This window comes from Streptomyces sp. R33 (assembly GCF_041200175.1).
In the GTDB taxonomy this organism is placed as follows: Bacteria; Actinomycetota; Actinomycetes; order Streptomycetales; family Streptomycetaceae; genus Streptomyces; species Streptomyces katrae_B.
On sequence record NZ_CP165727.1, the window covers coordinates 7,041,294 to 7,065,940 of the forward strand.

At 73.9% G+C, this 24,647-nt stretch carries 24 protein-coding genes; 14 read left to right on the forward strand and 10 right to left on the reverse strand.

The annotated features are described in order from the left end of the window. Positions 1-49: 49 nt before the first annotated feature. The 3 genes from AB5J51_RS32415 to AB5J51_RS32425 all read right to left on the reverse strand — a co-directional run bounded on the left by AB5J51_RS32415 (position 50) and on the right by AB5J51_RS32425 (position 2,003). Positions 50-226: a hypothetical protein gene (locus tag AB5J51_RS32415; RefSeq protein WP_099893904.1), complete on the reverse strand. Its 177-nt coding sequence runs from the start codon at positions 224-226 to the stop codon at positions 50-52. 124 nt (positions 227-350) lie between these two features. After that, complete coding sequence (locus AB5J51_RS32420) at positions 351-1,229, reverse strand: undecaprenyl-diphosphate phosphatase (protein WP_053789703.1); 879 nt, start codon at positions 1,227-1,229, stop codon at positions 351-353. Positions 1,230-1,277: 48 nt separating this feature from the next. Beyond that, the gene (locus AB5J51_RS32425) at positions 1,278-2,003 is read right to left on the reverse strand and encodes a TVP38/TMEM64 family protein (RefSeq protein WP_053789702.1); all 726 of its coding nucleotides are present in this window, start codon (positions 2,001-2,003) and stop codon (positions 1,278-1,280) included. 49 nt (positions 2,004-2,052) lie between these two features. Between AB5J51_RS32425 and AB5J51_RS32430 the strand changes: the two genes are divergently transcribed. The 5 genes from AB5J51_RS32430 (at position 2,053) to AB5J51_RS32450 (ending at position 6,238) form a co-directional block, all read left to right on the forward strand. Continuing rightward, the gene (locus AB5J51_RS32430; RefSeq protein ID WP_369779242.1) at positions 2,053-2,769 is read left to right on the forward strand and encodes a DNA alkylation repair protein; all 717 of its coding nucleotides are present in this window, start codon (positions 2,053-2,055) and stop codon (positions 2,767-2,769) included. 216 nt (positions 2,770-2,985) lie between these two features. Continuing rightward, the gene (locus AB5J51_RS32435) at positions 2,986-3,144 is read left to right on the forward strand and encodes a hypothetical protein (RefSeq protein WP_166662992.1); all 159 of its coding nucleotides are present in this window, start codon (positions 2,986-2,988) and stop codon (positions 3,142-3,144) included. A gap of 93 nt (positions 3,145-3,237) precedes the next feature. After that, positions 3,238-4,419 carry an elongation factor Tu gene (tuf, locus tag AB5J51_RS32440; protein WP_053789701.1) on the forward strand — a complete coding sequence of 394 codons (1,182 nt, stop codon included), beginning with the start codon at positions 3,238-3,240 and terminating at the stop codon, positions 4,417-4,419. A 95-nt stretch (positions 4,420-4,514) separates the two neighbouring features. Beyond that, positions 4,515-5,363: a patatin-like phospholipase family protein gene (locus tag AB5J51_RS32445; protein WP_369779243.1), complete on the forward strand. Its 849-nt coding sequence runs from the start codon at positions 4,515-4,517 to the stop codon at positions 5,361-5,363. Between the two features lie 83 nt (positions 5,364-5,446). Continuing rightward, positions 5,447-6,238 carry a spermidine synthase gene (locus tag AB5J51_RS32450; RefSeq protein ID WP_369780348.1) on the forward strand — a complete coding sequence of 264 codons (792 nt, stop codon included), beginning with the start codon at positions 5,447-5,449 and terminating at the stop codon, positions 6,236-6,238. On the opposite strand, the gene AB5J51_RS32455 is transcribed toward AB5J51_RS32450, so the two are convergent. Continuing rightward, positions 6,225-7,550, reverse strand: coding sequence for an MFS transporter (locus tag AB5J51_RS32455; protein ID WP_053789699.1), 1,326 nt, complete (start codon positions 7,548-7,550; stop codon positions 6,225-6,227). The two genes, AB5J51_RS32450 and AB5J51_RS32455, sit on opposite strands and share 14 nt — an antisense overlap. Before the next feature lie 123 nt (positions 7,551-7,673). Then, on the reverse strand, positions 7,674-8,699 hold the full coding sequence (locus tag AB5J51_RS32460; RefSeq protein WP_133898652.1) for a hypothetical protein: 1,026 nt from the start codon (positions 8,697-8,699) through the stop codon (positions 7,674-7,676). Between the two features lie 96 nt (positions 8,700-8,795). On the opposite strand from AB5J51_RS32460, the gene AB5J51_RS32465 reads away from it, so the two are divergent. The 4 genes from AB5J51_RS32465 (at position 8,796) to AB5J51_RS32480 (ending at position 13,049) form a co-directional block, all read left to right on the forward strand. Beyond that, positions 8,796-9,248 (forward strand): DUF4442 domain-containing protein, encoded by a 453-nt coding sequence (locus tag AB5J51_RS32465; protein WP_189973593.1) that lies wholly within the window; start codon positions 8,796-8,798, stop codon positions 9,246-9,248. A gap of 275 nt (positions 9,249-9,523) precedes the next feature. Then, positions 9,524-9,724 carry a hypothetical protein gene (locus tag AB5J51_RS32470; RefSeq protein WP_053789697.1) on the forward strand — a complete coding sequence of 67 codons (201 nt, stop codon included), beginning with the start codon at positions 9,524-9,526 and terminating at the stop codon, positions 9,722-9,724. 115 nt (positions 9,725-9,839) lie between these two features. After that, on the forward strand, positions 9,840-12,350 hold the full coding sequence (locus AB5J51_RS32475) for a beta-glucosidase (protein WP_369779244.1): 2,511 nt from the start codon (positions 9,840-9,842) through the stop codon (positions 12,348-12,350). 57 nt (positions 12,351-12,407) lie between these two features. Then, positions 12,408-13,049: a DedA family protein gene (locus AB5J51_RS32480; protein WP_053789695.1), complete on the forward strand. Its 642-nt coding sequence runs from the start codon at positions 12,408-12,410 to the stop codon at positions 13,047-13,049. 31 nt (positions 13,050-13,080) lie between these two features. Here AB5J51_RS32480 and AB5J51_RS32485 read toward each other — a convergent pair whose 3' ends face one another. Beyond that, on the reverse strand, positions 13,081-13,632 hold the full coding sequence (locus AB5J51_RS32485) for a gamma carbonic anhydrase family protein (RefSeq protein ID WP_053789694.1): 552 nt from the start codon (positions 13,630-13,632) through the stop codon (positions 13,081-13,083). 137 nt (positions 13,633-13,769) lie between these two features. Here AB5J51_RS32485 and AB5J51_RS32490 point away from each other — a divergent pair, with 137 nt between their 5' ends. Next, the gene (locus tag AB5J51_RS32490; RefSeq protein WP_030300226.1) at positions 13,770-14,543 is read left to right on the forward strand and encodes a DapH/DapD/GlmU-related protein; all 774 of its coding nucleotides are present in this window, start codon (positions 13,770-13,772) and stop codon (positions 14,541-14,543) included. Between the two features lie 117 nt (positions 14,544-14,660). Here AB5J51_RS32490 and AB5J51_RS32495 read toward each other — a convergent pair whose 3' ends face one another. Continuing rightward, positions 14,661-15,065: a CoA-binding protein gene (locus tag AB5J51_RS32495; RefSeq protein ID WP_053789693.1), complete on the reverse strand. Its 405-nt coding sequence runs from the start codon at positions 15,063-15,065 to the stop codon at positions 14,661-14,663. A 101-nt stretch (positions 15,066-15,166) separates the two neighbouring features. Here AB5J51_RS32495 and AB5J51_RS32500 point away from each other — a divergent pair, with 101 nt between their 5' ends. The 3 genes from AB5J51_RS32500 (at position 15,167) to AB5J51_RS32510 (ending at position 20,104) form a co-directional block, all read left to right on the forward strand. Further along, complete coding sequence (locus AB5J51_RS32500) at positions 15,167-15,793, forward strand: YigZ family protein (RefSeq protein ID WP_053789692.1); 627 nt, start codon at positions 15,167-15,169, stop codon at positions 15,791-15,793. Positions 15,794-15,929: 136 nt separating this feature from the next. Next, complete coding sequence (locus AB5J51_RS32505) at positions 15,930-17,096, forward strand: exonuclease SbcCD subunit D (RefSeq protein ID WP_369779245.1); 1,167 nt, start codon at positions 15,930-15,932, stop codon at positions 17,094-17,096. Continuing rightward, positions 17,093-20,104, forward strand: a complete 3,012-nt coding sequence (locus AB5J51_RS32510; protein ID WP_136222471.1) for an AAA family ATPase — start codon at positions 17,093-17,095, stop codon at positions 20,102-20,104. Before AB5J51_RS32505 ends, AB5J51_RS32510 begins: the two co-directional genes overlap by 4 nt. A 23-nt stretch (positions 20,105-20,127) precedes the next feature. On the opposite strand, the gene AB5J51_RS32515 is transcribed toward AB5J51_RS32510, so the two are convergent. Continuing rightward, positions 20,128-20,574 carry an Lrp/AsnC family transcriptional regulator gene (locus AB5J51_RS32515; protein ID WP_053789735.1) on the reverse strand — a complete coding sequence of 149 codons (447 nt, stop codon included), beginning with the start codon at positions 20,572-20,574 and terminating at the stop codon, positions 20,128-20,130. 94 nt (positions 20,575-20,668) lie between these two features. Between AB5J51_RS32515 and AB5J51_RS32520 the strand changes: the two genes are divergently transcribed. Further along, a complete protein-coding gene (locus AB5J51_RS32520) occupies positions 20,669-21,196 on the forward strand; it encodes a rhodanese-like domain-containing protein (RefSeq protein WP_369779246.1) in 528 nt (175 codons plus the stop codon). Positions 21,197-21,281: 85 nt separating this feature from the next. On the opposite strand, the gene AB5J51_RS32525 is transcribed toward AB5J51_RS32520, so the two are convergent. Both AB5J51_RS32525 and AB5J51_RS32530 read right to left on the reverse strand, forming a co-directional pair. Then, positions 21,282-22,985, reverse strand: a complete 1,704-nt coding sequence (locus tag AB5J51_RS32525) for a DUF885 domain-containing protein (protein ID WP_133898662.1) — start codon at positions 22,983-22,985, stop codon at positions 21,282-21,284. 161 nt (positions 22,986-23,146) lie between these two features. Then, entirely contained in the window at positions 23,147-24,616 is a 1,470-nt protein-coding gene (locus tag AB5J51_RS32530) for a GNAT family N-acetyltransferase (RefSeq protein ID WP_369779247.1), read from the reverse strand. Between the last annotated feature and the right edge of the window lie 31 nt (positions 24,617-24,647).

Below are 24,647 nucleotides of genomic sequence, written 5' to 3' on the forward strand. Positions count from 1 at the left end.
GGGCGGCGAGGCCAAGGGGCGTGCGCGCACCGGATCTCCGTACGGTGGATCAGTGACCGGAATGCGCCTCCCGCTGCCGGACCACGACGAGGAACGCGTCGGTGGCCAGGTCCATCACCACTTCGGCCGGCACGCCCTCGCGCATCCGCTCGGCGGCGTACTCCTCGGCGGGCCAGCTTCCCCTCGGACTTCCGGCCGGAAACCGCTCCAGCACCACTCGACCCATGGGACACCCCCTGCTGCTTGCCTTCCGGTCTCTTCAGGTCTCTTCAGGCACAACGACGCGGAGGCCGCCCGGGAACGTTCCCGAGCGGCCTCCGGTTCACGCGAAGCGGTGAGCGGCAGCCGTGTCAGCCGGCCGACTCGGCGGCGAAGGGGCTCAGCACACCCATGCCGATCAGCACGAACAGTGCGATGCCCAGGGCGATCCGGTAGACCACGAAGGGCATGAAGCTCTTGCTGGAGATGAACTTCATGAACCACGCGATGACGGCGTAGCCCACGAAGAACGCGATGACCGTGGCGAAGATCGTCGGCCCCCAGGAGATGTGCCCCGGGTTCTCGGCGACGTCCTTGATCTCGAACGCGCCCGAGGCCAGCACGGCCGGGATGGCGAGGAGGAACGAGTATCGGGCGGCCGCCTCGCGCGTGAAGCCCAGCAGCAGACCGCCGGAGATCGTCGCACCGGAGCGGGAGACGCCGGGGATCAGGGCCATCGCCTGGCAGAGGCCGAAGATCAGGCCGTCCTTGACGCCCAGTTCCTTGAGCGTCTTGCGCTCGCGGATGGCGCGGTGCCGGCCCCCTTCCTCGTCGCGGGCGGCCAGCCGGTCCGCGATGCCGAGGACGACGCCCATCACGATCAGGGTGGTGGCGGTCAGCCGAAGATCACGGGCCGGGCCCGTGATCTGGTCCTTGAACGCGACGCCGAGGACACCGATCGGGATCGACCCGACGATCACCAGCCATCCCATCTTGGCGTCCTGCTCCGAGCGCAGCGCCTTCGTGAACAGCGAGCGGAACCAGGTGGAGATGATCCGCGCGATGTCCTTGCGGAAGTAGATCAGCACGGCGGCCTCGGTGCCGATCTGCGTGATCGCGGTGAAGGCCGCGCCCGGGTCCTGCCAGCCGGCGAATGCCGCGGTCAGCCGGAGGTGGGCGCTGGAGGAGATCGGGAGGAACTCCGTAAGCCCCTGGACGAGACCGAGGATTAGGGATTCGAACCAGCTCATGTCGGGGTGCGCTCGTCCTTGTGATCGTCGGGCAGTTCGGGTCCGATGCTAGGGCCCGTGGGGAGCGGCGCTGACCACAGGGGGGTGCTGAGGTGCATGATCGTACGTTTCGCATACCGGTTCGGGCGCCAGCCGGTGCCGCCCCCGCCACCCGACGATTGCGGCCGCCACCGCGGAGACGGCGATGAAGCCGAAGGACGCGAGGAAGGCGGGCGAGTCCGGCGAGGAGGCGCTCGCGCCCGCGACCACGTACGCGGCGGTGTTCGGGACGACGCCGATCGCCGTCGCGAGGAGGAAGGGCAGCCAGCCGCAGCGGGACACGGCGGCGCAGTAGTTGGCGACCGCGAAGGGCAGGCCGGGGAAGATGCGGACGGCCAGCATCGAGCGGAAGCCGTGCCGGGCGAGCTGGTCGTCGGCCGCCCGGAGCCAGCGGCCGCGCAGCAGCGGCCGCACGGCGTCCCGCCCCATCATCCGGCCCAGCCCGAAGGAGATCCCGGCGCCGATGACGGAGCCGCCGACCGCCGCGAGCAGGCCGAACGGGATGCCGAAGACGGCCCCTGCCGCCAGGTTGAGCAGCGGTCGCGGCACCAGGGCCGCCGTGGCCACCCCGTACGCAGCCGCGAACAGCAAGACCGCCGCGCCCACCGGAAGACCCGGGGGCCAGCCCTCCGACAGGATGCGCTGGGGCTCGTACAGCACGACGCACACGCCGGCGGCCAGCAGCAGCACGACGAGCAGCGACAGCCGGGTCCACGGCGCGAGGAGGAGGGACATCCCGGGAGACTAGCCGACCAATGCGGCGTCGCGCCGTAATCTGGGCCTCATGCGGCCGAACGACCAGCGACCCCCGAAGGTCCCGCGCAGCGCCCTCGCGGACACCCTCCTCGACCGCCTCACCACGACGTACGGGGCGGCCGCCGACCCGGTGCAGGCCCGGGTCATGGCCGCGTACATGAAGGACGTCGCGCCCTTCCTCGGCATCCGCACCCCGCTGCGGCGCGAGCTGTCGAAAGCCGTGACCGCGCAGACCCCGAAGCCGGCGGAGGCGGACGTGGCGGCGCTCGTGCTGCGGTGCTGGGAGCTCCGGGAGCGCGAGTACCACTACTTCGCGGTGGATTACCTGCGCCGCCACGTCCGGGTGTGCTCCTCCGGCTTCCTCCCGGTGGTCCGGCAGCTGATCGTCACCGTCCCGTGGTGGGACACCGTCGACCACCTCGCGGCGCACGCGGCCGGCCCGCTCGTGGCCGCCGATCCGGAACTCACGGCCGTGATGGACGAATGGATCGGGGACGAGGACCTCTGGCTCGCCCGCACGGCCCTCCTCCACCAGCTGCGCTACGAGTCCGCGACGGACACCGAGCGCCTCTTCGGCTACTGCCGCCGCCAGTGCGGCCACCCGGACTTCTTCATCCGCAAGGCGATCGGCTGGGCGCTGCGCAAGTACGCGAAGACGGACCCGGACGCGGTCCGCGCCTTCGTCGAGGCGGAACGGGCCGCGCTCTCCCCGCTGTCCGTGCGCGAGGCGCTCAAGAACGTCTAAGGGCTGTCCCGTAATCCCTGGCGGATCAGCGCACGGCGTCAGATGCGGTGCATCGCAAGGCGGAGGGGCGTTCGCATACTGGGCGTATGCGGACGTTCCGACAACGCAGCGAGGCGCCGTAGCTGTCGTCGTGCGCCCGCCGGGGATTACGGGACAGCCCTTAGCCCCGCGGTAATTCGTTCGACGTGCCCGGGGCGGTCCGGCAGGATCAGGGGCATGTCCCGGTACGCCTTCCCCGCAGCGCCGTCCGCAGTCGCGGACGCGCCGAAGGCTGCCGCTTTCCTCTTCGAGGCATTCGAGGCGTTCAAGGCGCCCGAGACCCTCGCAGTCCTCGAGGCAACCGCCTTCGCCGCATTCGACGGCGCACGAAGCTGACCCTTCCCGGATCGTCCGGCGGACCCCACAGGGGGAGGGTCGGTTCGTTCCAGGGGTCCCGTCTCCAGCTTCGGAAGCACTCGGGAAGACATCATGGCCAAGACGGCCTTCGTGCGCACCAAGCCGCACCTCAACATCGGCACCATGGGTCACGTCGACCACGGCAAGACCACCCTCACCGCTGCCATCACCAAAGTGCTGGCCGAGCGCGGCGGCGCCTCCTTCGTGCCGTTCGACCGCATCGACCGGGCCCCCGAGGAGGCCCGGCGCGGCATCACCATCAACCTCACGCACGTCGAGTACGAGACCGACACCCGGCACTACGCCCACGTTGACATGCCCGGGCACGCCGACTACGTCAAGAACATGGTCACCGGCGCCGCGCAGCTCGACGGGGCGATCCTCGTCGTCTCCGCGCTCGACGGGGTCATGCCACAGACCGCCGAGCACGTGCTCCTCGCCCGGCAAGTCGGCGTCGACCACATCGTCGTCGCGCTCAACAAGGCCGACGCCGGGGACCCCGAGCTCACCGACCTGGTCGAGCTCGAGGTCCGCGAGCTGCTCACCGCCAACGGGTACGGCGGGGACGCCGCTCCGGTCGTACGGGTCTCCGGACTCGGCGCGCTGGAGGGCGACCCGCGCTGGACCGGGGCGATCGAGGCGCTGCTCGACGCCGTGGACACGTACGTGCCGATGCCGGTGCGGTACACCGACGCGCCGTTCCTGCTGCCGGTGGAGAACGTCCTGACCATCACCGGACGCGGGACGGTCGTGACCGGCGCCGTCGAGCGCGGGAGCGTCCGCACGGGCGACCGCGTGAGCGTCCTCGGCGGCGACGGCGAGCCCGTCGAGACCGTGGTGACCGGCCTGGAGACCTTCGGGAAGCCGATGGAGTCCGCCGAGGCCGGGGACAACGTCGCACTGCTGCTGCGCGGGGTGCCGCGGGACGGCGTACGCCGCGGGCAGGTGGTCGCCGCGCCCGGGAGCGTCGTGCCCAGGCGCCGCTTCACCGCGCAGGTGTACGTGCTGTCCGCGCGGGAGGGCGGGCGTACGACACCGCTGGCGTCGGGGTACCGGCCGCAGTTCTACATCCGCACCGCCGACGTGGTGGGGGACGTGGACCTGGGCGAGGCGGGGCTCGCCCGGCCGGGCCAGACGGTCGCGATGACCGTCGAGCTCGGTCGCGACGTGCCGCTGGAGGCGGGGCTCGGCTTCGCGATCCGTGAGGGCGGGCGGACCGTCGGCGCGGGGACGGTCACGGCCGTCCTCGACTGAACCGCCGCCCGCGGCGGCGACCCTGCCGTGGTGGCGGCGGTCCGGTTGCGCCAGACTGCCGTCACCACGGGCGTGCGATGAAGGGGTGGGCCGGGATGGGCGGCGACGGTACGGCACTGGTGCTGGGCGGTGGAGGACTCACCGGCATCGGCTGGGAGTCCGGGATCCTGTACGGGCTCGCGCAGGCGGGCGTGGACCTGGCCGCGGCCGACCTCGTCGTCGGCACCTCGGCGGGCTCGGTGGTGGGCGCCCAGCTCACCTCCGGGCTGCTCACCCCGCAGGAGCTGTACGAGCGCCAGCTCGGCGACCCCGCCGGCGAGGCCGTGGCCCGGTTCGGGGCGGGGCTCTTCGCCCGCTACGCCGTCGCGATGGCGCGTTCGCGGGACCCGGAGAGCTACCGCAAGCGGGTCGGCGCCCTCGCGCTGGCCGCCGACACCGGCGGGGAGGCGGAGCGGCGCAAGGTGCTGGAGGCCCGGCTCGTCTCGCACGAGTGGCCCGAGCGCAGGCTCGTCGTCACCGCCGTCGACGCGCTCACCGGAGACCTCGCGGCCTTTGACCGGGAGAGCGGGGCGGGGCTGGTCGACGCGGTCTCGGCGAGCTGCGCGGTGCCCGGGGTGTGGCCGCCGGTCACCGTGGGCGGACGCCGGTTCATCGACGGCGGGGTCCGGTCGGCGACCAACGCCGACCTGGCCTCCGGCTGTGCGCGGGTGGTGATCCTCGCGCCGTTGGCGCTCGGATCCGGGCTCGTCCCCTCACCGGCCGCCCAGGCGGCGCGGTTGCGGGAGGCGGGGGCACGGGTGCTGCTGATCACCCCGTCCGCGCAGGCCCGCAAGGCCTTCGGGCGCAATGTCCTGGACCCGGCGCGGCGGGCCCCGGCGGCGCAGGCCGGGCTCGCGCAGGCGGCGGAGCACGCCGCCGAGGCGGCCGCCGTCTGGGCGGCCTGACGTACTGCTTGCCGGACAATGGTGCGGTGAGCGACGAACAGATCCCGGTCGTCCGGGTCGTGGGCCAGGGCACCGCCAAGCTGATGCCGGACGTCGACCGGGAGCGGGCCTGGCTGCTGACCGTCGACGGCGCACCGCAGTCGTACGTGGACCTCGACGATCCCGAGCACCTGGAGTTCGAGTACGTACGCCGGCTCGCGCACGTCCTGGACTGCGTGGCGCAGCCCGGGACCGCGCTGGACGTGCTGCACCTCGGCGGGGGCGCGCTGACGCTGCCCCGGTACGCGGCGGCGACCCGGCCGGGCTCCCGGCAGGCGGTCGTGGAGTTCGACGCAGGGCTGGTGGAGCTGGTGGCGGAGCACCTGCCGCTGCCGGCCGGGTCGGGTGTCACGGTGCACGCCGCCGATGCGCGGGCCTGGTTGGAGGGCGCGGCCGCCGACAGTGCGGACGTCCTGGTCGCCGACGTGTTCGGCGGCTCGCGGGTACCGGCGCAGCTGACCTCCGTGGAGTACGCGCGGGAGGCCGCCCGGGTGCTGCGGCCGGGCGGGGTCTACGCGGCGAACCTGGCCGACGGGGCGCCGTTCGGCTTCCTGCGGGCCCAGCTCGCCAACTTCGGTGCCCTGTTCGGGCAGCTCGCGCTCGTCGCGGAGCCGGGTGTGCTGCGCGGGCGGCGGTTCGGGAACGCGGTGCTGCTCGCCTCGGACGCGGAGCTGCCGGTGGCCGCGCTGTCGCGGCTGTGCGCGGCGGACGCGTTCCCCGCGCGGGTCGAGGAGGGGGCGGCGCTGGCCCGGTTCATGAAGGGGGCGGTGCCGGTCGGGGACGTGGACGCCGTTGCCTCGCCGGAGCCGCCGGAGGGCGCGTTCAGCCTGGGCTGACCTTGGTGGACGCGGCCGCCGGGTCGGGAGGTGCGGCGGCCGGGACCGAGGAGGCCTTCGGGGGCGAGGGCTTGCGGGTCAGCCGGCGCACGTCCGGGACGAAGAGGACCGCCGCGGTGCCCAGTACGACCAGCGTGGCGCAGCCCCACAGGGCCGAGGTGCGGCCGAAGGCCGACTCGACCGGGCCCGCGACGGCGGTGGCCAGCGGGAGCATCGACACCGAGCCGAACCAGTCGTATGCGGAGACCCGGGAGAACTTCTCCTCCGGGATCTCCTGGTGCATGGTCGTCATCCAGTTCACGCCGAACACCTCGACGGCCGTGCCGCTGACGAACATCACCGCGCACAGGCCCCACACCGGCAGCGGGACCGCCAGCCCTGCGGACGGCAGCGCCAGCGGGAACACGCACAGGGTGCCGACCAGCAGCAGTCGGCGCGGTTTCCACGCCACCATCAGGAGGGCCCCGGCGATGGTGCCGATGCCGAAGAAGGCCAGCGCCAGCCCCCAGGGGGCGGGCCCGCCCAGCCGGTCGCGGGCGACGAGCGGACCGTAGACCGCCTCGGCCGCACCGACGACGGCGACGACCACGGAGAACTGGAGCACGATGCTCCACAGCCAGGGCCGGGTCCGGAACTCCACCCAGCCCTCGCGCAGGTCGGCCAGCAGGCCGCCCCCGGGAGCCCGGTCGGGGACGTGGCCGACGTCCAGGAAGGCGCGGAGGGCTCCGGCCAGTGCGAACGCGGCGGCGTCCACGGCCAGGACCCAGCCGGGGCCGATCGCGGCGATCATGGCCCCGCCGAGGGCCGCCCCGCCGATGCCGGCGCCGTTCATGGCCATCCGGAAGAGCGCGAAGGCGCGGTTGGCGTGCTCGCCGGAGACGCTGGAGAGCAGCATGCCCTCGGCGGCCGGGTTGAAGAAGGCCGTACCGGTGCCGCAGAGCGCGGTGAGCAGCATCATCTGCCACAGCTGCGGATGCCCGGTCAGGACGAGCACGGCGAAGGCCGCCTGCGAGACGCAGTTGAGGGCGTTGGCCGCCACCATCACGCGGTGCCGGGGCAGCCGGTCGGCGAGGGCGCCGCCGATGAGCAGGAAGAGGACGAGCGGGAGCGTGCGGGCCGCGGCCACCAGGCCGACGTCGCCGCCGGATCCACCCGCCTCCAGGACGGCGAAGGCCGACGCGATGAGCGCTCCGTGGCTGCCGAGGTTCGTCACGACCGCGGCACCCGTCAGCAGGGTGTAGTTGCGGCCGGCCCAGGCGGGCCGGCGGCGGTGTGCGGTCGTACAGGACGGGGTGGTGGGGGGAGAGCTCACCCCCGGACTATCCACGCCCCGGGCCGGGAATCCAAACGGATTACGGCCCGGGGCGCGGGGTGGAACGGATGGTGCGAACAGGCGGATCGCGGACAGGCGGATCGGTGACGTGTGACCTGTGTGTCAGCTGTTGCTTGCGGTGCCGTTCAGGCGCACCGAGCTGAGGATCTTGTCCATCGTCTCCTGGGGGACCTCGCCCTGGACGCCCGCGGCGGCGAAGAGGACCCAGCTGGAGAAGTCACCGTTCGCGGTCTTGAAGCTGAACGCGATCGACTTGCCGTCCGAGGAGCACTTGTTCTCCTTGGGCACTCCGGTGGCCGTGGCGGTCGCCATGTGGCCCTTGAGCCCGGAGGAGGTGGTGTACTCCTTGGGGTCCGAGACCTTGACGGTGCCCTTCGGCGCCTTCTGTGCGAACGCCGCGAACGCCCAGTTGCCGGCCTCGTTCTTCACGGCTTCGGCCGTGTCCTTGGCGCCCTGGCCGCCCTTGGTGCCGGTGCCGGCGAGCTCGCTCGACTCCTCGCGGCCGTCCTTGTTGGAGTCGATCTTGCACCAGTCCGGCTTGAGGAAGGCGGGCGCGGAGAAGCTGACGATCGGCTTGCCGTCGTTCTTGACCGAGTCCTCGAAGCCGGCGATGACGCCGGCGCTCGACACCTCCCACTCCGGGGGGACGTCGAAGGCGGTGCCGTACTTGGGGTTGACGACGACCTTCCAGCCCGGGATCACCGGCTTGACGTCGCCGCCGGCGCGCGGGTTGGCGCCGGGCGAGGCGGGGGCCTCGGAGGTGGCGGGGGCCGAGGAGGCGGTGGCGGGCTTGTTGTCGGCCTCGTCGTTCTTCTTGTCGTCCCGGGTCAGGACGAACGCGCCGGTGGCGGCCGCCACCACGACGACCGCGGCCGCCGCGACGATGGCCACGGTCTTGGTCGCGTACGGGCTGCCGCCGCCCTGCGGCGGCACGGCCTGCTGGGGCTGGCCCCACGGCTGGACCGGCGGGGGCGTCTGGTAGCCCGCCTGCGGGTATCCGTAGCCGGGCTGCTGCTGGTAGGGGTTCGGCTGCTGCCCCGGCTGTCCCGGCTGCTGCTGGTACGGGTTCTGATGCGCGTCCTGAGGGTTCTGTTCTCCCCCGGGCGGCTGCTGCTGTCCTGGCCACATGGCCGGTAACGATAGTGGGAGTCGGTGTCGGGAGGCACGTCCGCCCCGTGTGAAGGTCTGGCCAAGGGTGTCTACTCGCGGGTAACATCGCGTTCCATGAGCGCAGACCAGATGAACGTGGGCGAACTGCTCGCCGCTACGGTGCCGATGGCCCGGACCCTGAACCTCCAGTTCCTGGAGACCACCCCCGAGCGTGCGGTCGTCCGGCTGCCGGACCAGCCCGACTACCACAACCACGTGGGCGGCCCGCACGCCGGAGCCATGTTCACCCTCGCCGAGTCCGCGAGCGGCGCGATCGTCCTGGCCGCCTTCGGTGACCAGCTCTCGCGCGCCGTGCCCCTCGCGGTCAAGGCGGAGATCGGCTACAAGAAGCTCGCCAAGGGCGTCGTGACGGCCACCGCCACCCTCGGCCGCCCGGCCGCCGAGGTCGTCGCCGAACTCGACGCGGGCGGCCGCCCGGAGTTCCCCGTCACCATCGCCATCCAGCGCGAGGACGAGGCCGTGACGGGCGAGATGACGGTCGTCTGGACGCTGCGCCCGAACGCGTAGTCGGGCGACGCCGCCCCGGTCACGCCCGCGGCCGGTGCGCCGCCCGAGCCGCCCGGGGCCGAGCCGCCGGTCGTGGACCCGCCCGGGACGAGGGAGAACCCTCGTCCCGGGCGGGTTCCGTGTTTTCCGGCGGCGCCGTGCGGTGGGCGGTGCGGCGCGGTGTGCCCGGGCGGCGGGGTGTGCCGCCGACACCGGGGCGGAGACGGGAAGTTGCCTCCGGCTGCGGTCGGGGGCGGGGGAGGCTAGAGTCCCCGTCCGACGATCAGGAGGTGGCCGTGGCCAAGGTCGACATCAGTCTCGACGCCGAGCTCGTGGTGGAGGTGATGGTCCTCGCCGGGATCGGTTCGCCCCAGGACGCCGTGGAGGCCGTCGTACGGGACTACATCGCGCGCGGGCACCGCACCGAGGCGCGCGTCCAGGCACAGGACGGGCCCCGCCGCGACGCCGACGTCCTGGAGCCGCCGCCGCAGGGCTGAACCTCGGCGCAGCGGTGGCGCGTCTGAGCGGACGCGGGCGGGCCGGCGGCGCACAGTGGGCGCGGGAGCGGTCCGGCGCGGGCCGCTCCCGCCGACCGGAGCCGCAGGGAGCGCCATGAGCGAGGCCGTGTCCAGACGCTGCGCGATGCGGCTGCTCGGGGCGATGGGGGTCGCCCTGGGAACGGGCGGCTGCGTGGCCGCGGTGCCGCCCGGCGGGCTCCCCCGTACGGCCCCGGCGACCGCAGCAGCCGCCCCGGCCGAGGCCCCGCCCGGCGCCACCGCCCGGATCGACGCCCTCCTGGAACGGCTCACCCTCGAGGAGAAGACCACCCTGCTGCACGGCGGCCGGGATCCGGCCCCGCTCGGCCAGGCCGGTTACCTGCCCGGCGTACCGCGCCTCGGCATCCCGGCGCTGCGGCTCGCCGACGGGCCCGCCGGGGTACGGGTCGCCGAGCCGGCGACCGCACTGCCCGCGCCCGTGATGCTGGCCTCCGCCTTCGACCCGGCGCTGGCCCGCGAGTACGGCAGGGTCGTCGGCCGCGAGGGCCGGGCGCTCGGCCAGGACGTGCTGCTGTCCCCCATGGCCAACCTGATCCGCACCCCCTACGCCGGGCGGAACTTCGAGACCTTCGCAGAGGATCCGCGCCTCACGGCGGACCTCGTCGCGGAGATGGTCCGCGGCATCCAGGACGAAGGGCTCATCGCCACCGTCAAGCACTTCGCCCTGGGCAACCAGGAGCAGGGCCGCGACACCGTCGACGTCGTGGCCGCCGAACAGACCCTGCACGAGACGGAGCTGCGCGGCTTCGAGGCCGCCGTCGGCGCCGGCGCGGGCGCGGTGATGGGCGCGTACAACAAGGTCAACGGCACGTACGCCTGCGAGAACAAACCGCTGCTCGACGAACTGCTGCGCGGGCAGTGGGGGTTCGGCGGCTGGGTGATGTCCGACTGGGACGCGGCGCACAGCACCGTCGCCGCCATCGGCGCTGGCCTCGACATGGAGATGCCCGGCGGCACGCACTTCGGCGGCCCGCTGCAGGAGGCCGTGCGCGGCGGCTCCGTCCGCGTGGACGCCGTGGACCTGGCGGTACGCCGGATCCTGGCCACCATGGACCGCTTCGGGCTGCTGGCGGCGCACCCGCCGGCCCGGCCCGCCCGGGACGCAGCCGCCGGCGCCCGGGTCGCCCGCCGGGTCGCCACGGCGGGCGCGGTGCTGTTGCACAACGAGCACGCCACCCTGCCGCTGACCGGCGCCGCTGCCCGCTCCATCGCCGTGATCGGACCCACGGGGCAGGTGCCCTTCGTCAGCGGGGGCGGCAGCGCGCACGTGGTCCCCGACAAGGCGCTCTCCCCGCTCGACGCGATCCGGCAGCGCGCCGGGAACGGCAGTACGGTGCGCCACGCCCTCGGCGAGGACGTGTACGGCCGCCCGCTCCCGGCGAACCTGCTCACCCCGGCGGCCGGGCTCGACGACCGGCGGGTGGAGGCCGGGCGGAACTGGAGCCACGAGGGCGAGTTCACGCTCGCCGCGGACGACGAGTGGACGCTGCTCGTCCACTACGCCGGGAAGCGGCCGAGCGTGCGTCTCGACGGCGAGGAGCTGTTCCCCGTCCGGCAGGGCGTGGCCGAGTACTTCGCGGGCGGACTCCTCGGCAGGGCGCCCGACGGGCTCGCCGTCCGCCGCCGCACCCTCGCCCTGACGGCGGGAACCCACCGGCTCGCCGTCTTCGCCGAGGGCGGGGACAAGGGCGGGCGGTTCCGGCTGCGGCACACCACGAAGGCGACCCGGGCCGCCGATCTCGCCGAGGCCGTGAAGACCGCCGCGGCGGCGCGCAGCGTCGTGCTGTTCGCCTACGAGGACGCCACCGAGGGCAGCGACCGGACCTCGCTGGGCCTGCCGGGCGGGCAGGCGCGGCTGATCGAGGCGGTCGCCGCCGCGAACCCCCGTACCACGGTCGTGCTCAACACCTCCTCCAGTACGACCATGCCGTGGCTCTCCCGCACCGGAGCGGTCCTCCAGATGTACTACCCGGGCCAGGAGGGGGCCGCAGCCACCGCCGACATCCTCTTCGGGGACGTGGACCCGGGCGGCCGGCTCACCCAGACCTTCCCGGCCGACGAGCACGCGACCCCGGTCGCCGGCGACCCGCTGCGCTACCCGGGGGTGGGCGGCCGGCAGGAGTACACCGAGGGCATCCACGTCGGCCACCGCTGGTACGACGCGCAGCAGGTGGTCCCGCTGTTCCCGTTCGGGCACGGGCTCTCGTACACGACGTGGGAGTACGAGAAGCTCAGCGTCCGGCCGGGGCGCGACGGGCTGCGCGTGGAGTTCACGGTCCGCAACACCGGGCGCCGCAAGGGCACCGAGGTGGCCCAGGTGTACGTCGGCCCCTCCGCGGAGCTGAAGCTCGACCAGCCGGTGCGCGCGCTGGCCGGCTACCGGCGGCTCACCCTGGGGCCGGGCGAGGCGCAGCAGGTGGTCCTCGACGTCGACGCCCGCACGCTGTCGTCCTGGGATCCCGAACGGCACGCCTGGGTGCTGGGTTCAGGCCGTCGTGAAGTGTTCGCGGGCCGTTCCTCCCGCGAACTCCACCTGACGGCAAAGGCTGTGGTCAAGAGCAGATAGGCTGCCCGTTCGGCGTGTCACAGGGGACGCGCCGCCGCGATACGGGAGGACGTACCGGTGCACATCCAGGAATGGCTGGAGACGATTCCGGCGGTCAGCATCTATCTCCTGGTGGGTCTGGTCATCGGGCTCGAGAGCCTCGGCATCCCGCTGCCGGGGGAGATCATCCTGGTCAGCTCGGCACTGCTGGCCTCGCAGCACGGCGAGATCGACCCCGTGGTCCTGGGGGTCTGCGCGTCCACCGGGGCGATCGTCGGCGACTCGATCGGCTACGCGATCGGGCGCAGGGGCGGCAAGCCGCTGCTGGACCGGCTCGGCCGGCGCTTCCCCAAGCACTTCGGGCCGGACCACGTGGCCCAGGCGGAGCGCGCCTTCGACCGGTGGGGGATGTGGGCCGTCTTCTTCGGGCGGTTCGTCGCGCTTCTGCGGATCTTCGCCGGTCCGCTCGCAGGCGTGCTGCACATGCCGTACTGGCGGTTCCTGGTCGCGAACATCCTCGGCGGCATCCTCTGGGCGGGCGGCACCACGGCCGTCATCTACTCGATCGGCATCGTCGCGGAGCCCTGGCTGAAGGGTTTCTCCTGGGTCGCGCTGGTGCTGGCGCTGGTCATCGGCCTCACCGTGACGCTCGTGCTCCGCAGCCGCATGAAGAAGGCGGCTGCGGCCGCCTCGGAGACGGCGGCCGCCGCGGCCGAGTAGCCGGCCGCGGGGCGCAGGTCGTCGCGTACGGCTACTGCGGGGGCTGGACGGCGGCGCGGTGCTGCTCGGCCAGGTCCGCGTACATCAGGGCGTTGACCTTGATGCCCTCGCGCTCCTCGTCGGTCAGCTCGCGCCGCACCTTGGCCGGCACGCCCGCGACCAGCGAACCGGGCGGGACCACCATGCCCTGCGGGACCAGCGCCTGCGCGGCCACCAGTGAACCGGCACCGATCACGGCACCGTTGAGGACGGTGGCGCCCATGCCGATGAGGCAGTCGTCCTCGACGGTGCAGCCGTGCACCACGGCGTTGTGGCCGATGGAGACGCGCTCGCCGATCGAGACCGGGAACCCGGGGTCGACGTGCAGCGTGCAGTTGTCCTGCACGTTGCTGTCCGCGCCGAGCGTGATCGGGCCGCAATCGGCGCGCAGCACCGCCGAGTACCAGATGCTCGCGCCCGGGGCCATCGTGACGTCGCCGATCACGACCGAGGTGGGCGCGGTGAAGGCCGTGGGGTCGATCTGCGGGCTCTTGCCGCCCACGCCCGCGACGAGTGCCTGGCCCCGGTCCGCGTGATACGTCATGTTCTCTTCCTCAGTCCTGTGTGCTGGAGTGGCCTGCGTGTCGCGCTACCGGCACGGTAGGGCACGGGTCCGGCCCGACCGGCGATGGGGTGAAGATCACGGCGCGCTCCGGGTGCCCGGCGCGTTACGGTGGCCCGGTGCCGAAGAACCAGAACACGTTCTCATCCCTGACGGCCCTGCGCCGCAGACTCGCCAACCGCGCGGTCCACGCCGGCTGGCGCTGGATGCAGCAGGCCGGTGCGGTCACCGCGCAGACCCCGGGGCGGCTGCGCTTCGGCGCGATCGGGCACGGCACGCGCCTCGCCTTCCCCCAGGGCACGGTCTTCGGCGAGCCGTGGATCCGGCTCGGCGAGCACTGCATCATCGCCGAGCAGGTCACGCTGACCGCCGGGATGATGCCCGGCCTGGACCTCGGCACCGAGCCGGTGCTGGTCCTCGGCAACGGCGTGGTGCTCGGCCGGGACACGCACGTCATCGCCGACACCCGGATCACCATCGGGGACGACACCTTCTGCGGGCCCGGGGTCTACATCACCTCCACCAACCACAGCTACGACGATCCGCACGAGCCCGTCGGCAAGCAGTGGCCGCGCAGTGCACCGGTGGAGATAGGCCCCGGCTGCTGGCTCGGCACGGGCGCGGTGATCCTCCCGGGGGCTCGGCTGGGGCGCAACGTGGTGGTGGCCGCGGGGGCCGTCGTACGGGGAGAGGTGCCGGACCACGCCGTGGTGGCCGGGGCGCCCGCGCGGATCGTCCGCCGGTGGCAGCCGGAGACGGGCTGGCAGCCGCCGCTGCGGACCCCGGCGCCCGTACCGATCCCGGACGGGGTGACGCCGGAGCAGCTCCGCGCGGTGGCGCAGCTGGCGGAGGCCGAACAGCGTTCCGCCGACGCGGCCGCGGAACCCGCCTGATCCTGTCCCCCCTGCCCCGGCACAACCCCGGGCGACGCCCCGGGCGTGCGCATCGCCACACTGCCGAGCCGGCCCCGGCCGTCCCGGTCCCGCCCTTCGACGGCGCGCAGCGGCCGGCTACAGCGCCGGGATCTCGATGGCCGGGCAGCGGTCCATCACCATGTCCAGGCCGGCCTCGCGGGTGCGCGCGAAGGCCTCGTCGTCGATCACGCCCAGCTGGAACCAGACGGCCTGCGCGCCGACGGCCACGGCCTCGTCGGCGACCGCCCCGGCGAGCGAGCTGTTCACGAAGACGTCCACCACGTCCACCTTGAACGGGATCTCCTCCAGCGATGCGTAGCCCTGCTCGCCGTGGACCGTCTCCGCCTTCGGGTGCACGGGGACCACCCGCTTGCCGAACCGCTGGAGCGTGCGCGCCACCCCGTAGGCCGCCCGGTCCCGGTTGTTGGACAGGCCCACCACGGCCCAGGTGTCGCCGAGCTCGGTGAGGATCTTGCGGATGGTTGCCGGGTCGCCGTACACGGGTGCCGCCTCCTGTTGCCTTCCGGGCGCGGTCCGGTGCTCCGGGCCGCACTCGTGATCAACCGAAAGGACACGTGTCCGATTCCCCGTAGGGTGGAGCGGTGAAGTCGGACCAGTACGTGACGGTGGCCCGTGAGGGCGTGCACGAGTCGGAGATCAACCGCTCGCGCTTCCTGTGCTCGCTCGCGCCCGCCGCGACCGAGCAGGAGGCGCAGGAGTTCATCGCGCGCATCCGCAAGGAGCACCCCACCGCCACGCACAACTGCTTCGCGTACGTCATCGGGGCCGACGCCTCCGTCCAGAAGGCCAGCGACGACGGCGAGCCCGGCGGCACCGCCGGGGTGCCCATGCTGCAGATGCTGATGCGCCGCGACATCCGGTACGCGGTGGCCGTCGTCACCCGCTACTACGGCGGCGTCAAGCTCGGCGCCGGCGGCCTGATCCGGGCCTACGGCGGCGTCGTCGGCGAGGCCCTGGACGAGCTCGGCACCGTCACCCGCCGGCGCTACCGGCTGGCCACCGTCACCGTGGACCACCAGCGGGCCGGCAAGACCCAGAACGACCTGCGCTCCACCGGCCGGACCGTGGTGGACCTGCGCTACGGGGCCGCCGTCGAGATCGAGGTCGCCCTCCCGGAGGCGGACCTGCCCGCCTTCGAGGCCTGGCTCGCCGACAGTACGGCGGGCAGCGCCACCCTCACCCTCGGCGGGGAGACGTACGCGTCCTGAGGACGAGCCTTTGCGGACGAGTCCTGGGGGCCCCGGCGACGCGTTAGCGTAGAGGGGCTCAGCGAGCGGGAGACGACCGGGACGACCAGGGGGACGGAAGAAACATGTGCGGCGAGACGTCCGGCGGGACCGGCGAGTGAGGCTCCTGCACACCTCCGACTGGCATCTCGGCCGGTCCTTCCACCGCGTGAACCTGCTCGGGGCCCAGGCCGCCTTCATCGACCACCTGGTCGAGACCGTCCGCGAGCACGAGGTCGACGCCGTCCTCGTCGCCGGTGACGTCTACGACCGGGCCGTGCCCCCGCTGCCCGCCGTCGAGCTGTACGACCGGGCCCTGCACCGGCTCGCCGACCTGGGCGTGCCCACGGTGATGATCTCCGGGAACCACGACTCCGCCCGCCGGCTCGGCGTCGGCGCAGGACTCATCGGCCGGGCCGGGATCCACCTGCGGACCGACCCCGGGGGCTGCGCCGATCCCGTGGTGCTGGCCGACGTACACGGTGAGGTGGCGCTGTACGGACTGCCGTACCTGGAGCCCGCCCTGGTGAAGGACCGGTTCGGCGCGGAGAAGGTGAGCCACGAGGCCGTGCTGGGCGCGGCCATGGACCTGGTCCGGGCCGATCTCGCCGCGCGCGCCCCCGGCACCCGCTCCGTCGTCCTCGCCCATGCCTTCGTCACCGGCGGGCAGGCCAGTGACAGCGAGCGCGACATCGCCGTCGGCGGGGTCGAGGCCGTGCCCGCCGCCGTCTTCGACGGCGTCGACTACGCAGCCCTCGGCCACCTCCACGGCTGCCAGACGATCAACGAACGGGTGCGCTACTCCGGTTCCCCGCTCGCCTACTCCTTCTCCGAGGCCGACCACCGCAAGACCATGTGGCTGGTCGAACTCGACCCGGCCGGGGAGATCACCGCCGAGCGCATCGAGACCCCCGTGCCGCGGCCGCTCGCCCGGATCCGGGGGCGACTCGACGAGCTGCTCGAGGAGGCGTCGTACGCCGCGTACGAGGACTCCTGGATCGAGGCCACCCTCACCGACCCGGTCCGGCCCGAGGACCCCATGGCCCGGCTCGCCGGCCGCTTCCCGCACACCCTCAGCCTCGCCTTCGACCCCGAGGGCCGCGAGGAGGACGGCGGGACCTCGTACGCCCAGCGCCTCAAGGGGCGCAGCGACCAGGAGATCGCCGAGGACTTCGTCGCCCACGTGCGCGGCGGCGGCGTCGCCGACGAGGCGGAACGGGCCGTGCTGCAGGACGCCTTCGAGGACGTACGGGCGGGCGACGGCCGGCAGGAGACCCACCGATGAGGCTGCACCGGCTCAGGATCACCGCCTTCGGGCCCTTCGCCGAACCCCAGGAGATCGACTTCGACGCGCTCTCCGGCGCCGGGATCTTCCTGCTGCACGGTCCCACCGGCGCGGGCAAGACCTCCGTCCTCGACGCCGTCTGCTACGCCCTGTACGGATCGGTGCCCGGCCCCCGCCAGGCCCCGGGCACCAGCCTGCGCAGCGACCACGCCGACGCCGGGACGCCGACCGAGGTCACCCTCGAACTCACCGCGGGCGGGCGGCGCCTGGAGATCAGCCGGCGCCCCGAGCAGGACCGGCCGAAGAAGCGCGGCACCGGCACCACCAAGGACAAGGCGCAGAGCTGGCTGCGCGAGTACGACGGGGAACGGTGGCAGGCGCTCAGCCGTTCCCACCAGGAGATCGGCGAGGAGATCGAGCAGCTGCTCGGCATGAGCCGCGAGCAGTTCTGCCAGGTCGTGCTGTTGCCGCAGGGCGAGTTCGCCAAGTTCCTGCGGGCCGACGAGGTGGCGCGGGGTCGGCTGCTGGGCCGGCTCTTCGACACCCGCCGGTTCGCCGCCGTCGAGACCCTGCTCGCCGAGCGCCGCCGCGCCGCCGAGGCCAAGGTGCGTGCCGGCGACGAGAAGGTGCTCGGCACCGCCCAGCGGCTCGCCCAGGCCGCGGGGGACAGCGCCGACCTGCGCGCCTGGCCGCTGCCCGGGCACCAGCCCGGTGACCCCGGGCTGGCCGGGGCGATCCGGGCCTGGGCGGCCGTCGCCCGCTGCGCGGCCCGGGAGCGGCTGACCGTCGCCGAGTACGCGCTGGCCGCCGTCGAAAGCCGGCACGCCGCCGCCCGGCGGGCCGCCGAGGAGGCGCGGGAGCTCGACCGCCTCCAGCGCCGGCACGCCGAGACGGCCCGCCGCGCCGCCCTGCTCGCCGAGGCGGAGCCCGAGCGCGACCGGGTCCGCGCCCTGCTGGACCGGGCCCGCCGGGGCGCCCTGGTGGCCCCGGCCCTGGAGCTGCGCGGAGCCGCGTCCGCAGCCCACCTGTCCGCCGCCCACGCGGAGGCGGCCGCCCGGGCGGAGCTCCCGGCAGCCCTCGCCGAGGCGGGCACCGAGCAGCTGTCCGCCGTCGAGCAGCGGCTGCGCGAGGACCTCGGCGCGCTCGGCGCCGCCCAGCGGTCCGAGCAGCGCAGCGCCGAGATCGGCCGCGAGCGGGCCACCCTGGAACGCGAGGCCCGCGACGCCGAGGAGCAGCTGCGGGAGTCCGCCGACTGGCTCGCCCGCTGGGAGGCCACCCGGACCGCGCTGACGGAGCGGGTGGACGCCGCACAGCAGGCCGCGACGCTGGCAGAGCAGCTCGCGGGACGGCTGGAGCCGGCCCGGATGCAGCTGACGGCATCCCAGCGCCGGGACGCGCTGGACGGTGATGCGCAGCGCGCCGAGGGCGAACTGCTCTCCGTGCGCGAGGAGTCGACCGCCGCCCGGGAGCGCTGGCTGGAGCTCAAGGAGACCCGGCTGCGCGGGATCGCCGCCGAGCTCGCCCAGGCGCTGGTGGCGGGGGAGGCGTGCGCGGTGTGCGGATCGGCGGAGCATCCCGCTCCGGCGCGCCCGGCCCCCGGGCACGTGGACCGGGCCGCCGAGGACGCCGCCCACGCCCGCTACGAGCAGGCCGAGGAGCGCAGGGCCGCGGTCGAGCGGAAACTCGCCGCCGTCCGGGAAGCCCGGGCCGAGGCCGCGGCCGCCGCCGGGGAGGCCACCACCGGTGAACTCCTCGCGCTGACCTCCGACCTCAGCTCCCGGCACGCCGCCGCCCATGCCGCTGCCGCCGGACTGCACGCCGCCCGGGAGCGGCTGGCCCGCGCCGAGCGCGAGCACGCCGTACGCAGCTCCGACCGGCTCGACGCCGAGCGCCGCTCCGCCGCCCGGGCCACCCTGCGCGACTCCCTGGACCAGGAACGGGCCAAGCTGGAGGCCGAACTGGCCCTCGTCCGGGGGGATGCGCCCACGGTCGCCGCTCGCGCCAGGCTCCTGGAGGAGCGGGTACGGATGGTCACCCGGGCGGCCGCCACGCTGCGCCGGGCCGAGGACACCGCTGCCCGGCTGAAGGAGGCCGACGCCCAGCTCGCCGACGCCGCCTTCAAGGCGGGGTTCGACACCGTCGAGGCCGCCGCCGACGCGGTTCTTCCGGACTACGAACGCACCGCGCTCCAACGGAGGCTGGACGCCTGGCAGGCGGAGGAGGCCATGCTGGCGGACCGCCGCGGCGAGACCGACACCGTCGCCGCCGCGACGCTGCCCCCGGCCGCGCCGGATGCCGCCGAGGCGTACGAAGCGCGGGCCGCGGCGAAGCTTCGTACGGCAGGGTCTGCCGTGGACGCGGCCCGGGTGCGCTGCGCGGAGCTGGACCGGCTCTCCCGCCAGGCGGAGCAGGAACTGAGGGCGCTCGGCCCGCTGCGCGAGGCGTACGACCGGGTGGCCCGGCTGGCCGGGCTCACCGCCGGCACCTCCGCCGACAACGAGCGCAAGATGCGGCTGGAGGCGTACGTCCTGGCCGCCCGGCTGGAGCAGGTCGCCGCCGCCGCGACGGTACGGCTGCTGCGGATGTCGGGCGGCCGCTACACGCTCGTCCACTCCGATGCCAAGGCGAGCGGACGCGGACGCTCCGGCCTCGGGCTGCACGTGGTGGACGCCTGGACCGGCAGTGAACGGGACACCGCCACGCTGTCGGGCGGCGAGACCTTCTTCGCCTCGCTGGCCCTGGCCCTAGGCCTGGCCGACGTGGTCACCGACGAGGCGGGCGGCATGCGCCTGGACACCCTCTTCATCGACGAGGGCTTCGGCAGCCTGGACGACCAGGCGCTGGACGAGGTGCTCGACGTCCTGGACTCGCTGCGCGAACGGGACCGCAGCGTCGGCATCGTGAGCCACGTCGCCGACCTGCGGACCCGGGTGCAGGCACAGCTGGAGATCGTCAAACAGCGCGGCGGCTCGGTGGTGCGCCACCGCACGGCGTCGCTCACGGACTGAGCGCCGCCGTTGCCAAGCAGTGCTCACGGGCTGAGCGGGCGGCGGGACAGCGGCGAGGAGTACACGATGCTGGTGGTGACGGCGCCGAGGCCCGCGATCCGGCCCGCGACCTCCTCCAGATGCCCCATCGAGCGGGCGGCGACCTTGAGCACGAAACAGTCGTCGCCCGTGACGTGATGGGCCTCCAGGATCTCCGGCGTGGCTTCCAACAGGTCGTGGAACGGCTTGTAGTTGCCGTGCGGATAGCGCAGCCGGACCAGCGCCAGGATGGACTTGCCCAGCTTTTCCGGGTCCACCACGGCGGTGTACCCGGTGATCACGCCCGCCTCCTCCAGTCGGCGCACCCGCTCGGTGACCGCACTCGCGGACATGGAGACGGCGCGCGCGAGCTCGGCGAAGCTGGCCCGGCCGTCCTCCTGGAGGGCGGTCAGGATGCGCCAGTCGGTGGCGTCAGGGGAATAGTCGGTCATGGAGCAGATGTAGCAGGGGAATCCCCGGCTGAACAAGGGGAAGGCCGGGGAATGGCACTTCCCGAGATGATCAGCGCCTCGTAGATTCTGAGCCATGACGACGACACAGAACACCGCCGCCCCGGCCGCCGCCCCCGCTCCCGCCACCAACCCCGTGCTCCGGGTGGCCCCCGCGACCCCGGCCGCGGCGGCCGCGTACTTCGCCGCGAGCCTGGCCTTCCACGCGGACGTGTCCGATGTCGCCGCGGCCTTCAAGGCCCACCGCGAGCAGGGCGCCGAGCTCGGTTTCCAGCTGGTCGACTCCCGCTCCACCCCCGCCTGGGACCAGGCCCACGTGCCCGGCGCGGTCCACCTGCCGACCGCCCTGATCCCCGAGCAGGCCGAGCAGCTCCTCGACAAGAGCCTTCCCGTGGTCACGTACTGCTGGGGTCCCGGCTGCAACGGGGGCGCCCGCTCCGCCCTCGCCCTGGCCCAGCTCGGCTTCCAGGTCAAGGAGATGCTCGGCGGCATCGAGTACTGGATCCGCGAGGGCTTCGGGGTCGAGACCTGGCAGGGCAGCCAGCAGCGCGCCGAGGCGGACCCGCTGACCGCGCCGACCGACTCCGACGACTGCGGCTGCTGAGCCTGCGTGCGCGCCGGACGCCGTACGGGCCGCCCGCTCCCGCACAGGGGGAGCAGACGGCCCGTACGGCGTTCCGGCGCCGGGGTCAGAGCTTCGACAGCTCGTCCACCAGGTCGTCCAGGCCCAGCGAGCCCTGCGACAGCGCCGCCATGTGCCACGCCTTCAGGTCGAAGGAGTCGCCGTGCGCGGCGCGGGCGTTGTCCCGGCCGAGCAGCCAGGCCCGCTCGCCCAGCTTGTAGCCGATCGCCTGTCCCGGCATCGACAGGTAGCGGGTGACCTCGCTCTCGATGAAGTCCGCAGGCCGGCCGCTGTGCAGGCCGAAGAACTCCTGCGCCAGCTCCACCGTCCAGCGCTCGCCGGGGTGGAACGGCGAATCCGCCGGGATCTCCAGGCCCAGGTGCATGCCGATGTCCACGATGACGCGCGCGGCGCGCATCATCTGGCAGTCCAGGTAGCCCAGGCGCTGCTCGGCGTCCTTGAGGTAGCCCAGTTCGTCCATCAGGCGCTCCGCGTACAGCGCCCAGCCCTCGACGTTGGCGCTGACGAGGCCGACGCTGGCCTGGTAGCGGGAGAGCTGGTCCGCGACGTGCGTCCACTGCGCGAGCTGGAGGTGGTGGCCCGGGACGCCCTCGTGGTACCAGGTGGAGACCAGGTCGTACACCGGGAAGCGGGTCTGGCCCATCGTCGGCAGCCAGGTGCGCCCCGGGCGGGAGAAGTCCTCCGACGGGTTGGTGTAGTACGGGGCCGCCGCGCCACCCGGCGGGGCGATCATGGACTCCACCCGCTTCACGCGGTCGGCGAGCTCGAAGTGCGTGCCGTCGAGGTTCTGGATGGCCTCGTCCATGATGCCCTGCAGCCAGGCCTGGACCTCCTCGACGCCCTCGATGTGGGTGCCCTGCTCGTCGAGGTGCTTCAGTGCCTCCCAAGGGCCCGCGCCCGGCAGGATCTTGGCCGCCTCGGCCTTCATCTCGGCGAGCAGGCGGTGGTACTCCGACCAGCCGTAGGCGTACGCCTCGTCCAGGTCCAGGTCCGTGCCGTTGAAGTACCGCGACCAGCGGGCGTAACGCTCGCGGCCCACCGGGTCGCAGGCGCCGGCGACGGCGGGTGCGTACACGTCGCGCATCCAGTCGCGGAGCTCGGCCAGGGCCGCGGTCGCCCCGGCGGCCGCCTCCTCCAGCCCGGAGCGCAGCGACTCCGGGCCGCGGGACGCGAATTCGCCGAAGAAGGCCTCGCCGTCGCCGTCCTCGCCCACCCAGGTGGTGAGCTGGCCGATGAAGGTCCCGGTGGCGCGCGGGCCGCCGTACAGGCCGCGGTCCAGGCCGAGTCCGAGGCTCTCGCGGTAGCCGGCGAGGGCGGCGGGGACGGCCCGCAGCCGCTCGGTGATCGCCGCCCAGTCCTCGTCCGTGTCGGCCGGGGTCAGGGTGAAGACGTCGCGGACGGAGTGCGCGGGCGAGTGGATGTTGCTGACGGCCCGCAGGTCCTCGTCCGCCTCGTACACGGCGAGTTCAGCGGTGAGGCGCTCGCGCAGCAGGCGGGCGCAGCGGCGCTCGGCGTCGCTGTCCGCGCCGGGCAGCCGCTCGGCGGCGTCGAGGCGGGCGAGGGTGGAGCGGGACAGGTCGGCGGCGGCCGCGCGGCCGGCCGGGGAGAAGTCCGGGAGCCGGCTGGAGCTCGCGGCGACACCGAGATAGGTGCCCGTGATCGGATCGATGGCGATGAGGTCGTCGACATATGCGTCGGCGACCTGGCGGGGCAGCCGGGAGGCGCTGTCGCTGCGAAGGGTCTCTGACATGCGGCCATCTTCGTACGGCGGACCGCCCCGCGTCATCACCGTTCGCTGTCAGCCTCCTGACGTGCGCGGGAGCGGTGGACCGGGCCGCCGCTCCCGCGCCGTCAAGCGGGTCCGCCCGGGGGCGCCTTCACGCCGCCCGGCCGGATCCCGCCGGGCCGGGTTCAGCGCGGATGGTTCTGCTGCCCGTACGGGTGCTGCGCGCGGGGCAGTTCGTACGGGACGCGGGAGACGACCGGGGTGGCGTCCAGCCGGGCCGTGATCACGAGGGTGCCCTCCTCGATCTGGTAGTCGAGGGGGAGGCCGAGGCCGCGCATGGCCGCGACCATGCCGGTGTTGGCGGCCTGGGTGACGGCGTACACGCTGTCGCAGCCGGTCTCGACGGCCATCGCGATCAGGCGGCGCAGGAGCTCGGAGCCGATGCCGCGGCGCTGCCAGTCGTCCTCGATCAGGAGCGCGACCTCGGTCTCGTCCCCGTCCCACAGCAGGTGGCCGAGGGCGACGAGCTTGCCGGAGGCCGTGGTGGCGGCGAGGGTACGGCCGAAGCGGGGGCTCAGCAGGTGGCCGAGGTAGCGGTCGGCGTCGGCGACGGGCCCGTGGTAGCGCAGGCCCAGGGTGCGCTCGGAGCAGCGGTCGTGCATCGCGCGGGCGTCGGCGAGGTCGGAGGCGTCGGCGCGGCGCACGGTGATCTCGTTGCCCTCGGGCAGGGTCAGCACGTCCTGGCTGCGCGGGACGCGCGGGCCCAGCCGGGTGTCGAGCTCGACGAGGGCGCGGGCCCGGGCGAACTCGGTCGGGGTGAAGGGCAGGTAGGGGCGCTCCACGGTGATGGCACCGCCCGAGGGGTCGCGCAGCCGCATCACGGTCGCCTCCAGGACGCCCTCGACCGGGGCGTCGGCGGCCGCGTTGGGGCGGCCGGAGAGGGTGGTGGCCGGGATCGAGTGGATGGTGCAGCGGCCGAGCAGCTGGCGCAGCGCCAGGGGCAGCTCGGCGGCGTCCAGGGCGGTGCGGGTGGCCAGGCCCAGGACGCGGGTCGGGGTGTCGACCAGGTCGTGCGCGTCGGCGCGCTCGATCCAGGTGCTGTGACCGCCGGCGCCGGCGATGGCGCGGGTGAGGTCGGCGGAGGCCAGCTGCTGCGGGGAGCGCAGCAGGAACTCGTCGACGGTGCCGCCCTCGGGGAGCGGGTGGGTCTGCAGGGTCAGGATGTCCACGCCGTGGCGGGCCAGCGCGGTGCACAGGGCGGCGAGGCTGCCGGGCTCGTCCCGTACGGTCGTCCGCATCCGCCACAAGGAGGTGGTGGCGGCGGTCTGCGCCGTGGACTCGGACGTGGACCCGGGCGCGGCCCCGGACGGCGACCCGGCCAGGACCGCGCCGGGGGCCGTATCGGAGGGAGCCGTGCTCAGCGGCGGCGGCGCATGGCTGTGGCGGCGTGCCCACCAGGTGTGGAACGCCGCCGTGACCAGGAGTGCGACGGCCGAGGCGACGAGCAGGACCGGGCCCTTCGGGCCGTGCACGACGAGATTGGCGATGCCGTCGGCGACCGCGACGGCGCAGAACAGCGCTGCCAGTTCGACGATGTCGCGGCGCCAGTGGTGGCGGTGGTGGCGGTGTGCGGGGGTGTGGATGCGTTCAGTCATGCATGCCACTGTGGCGCAGGGGTGTTGCGTG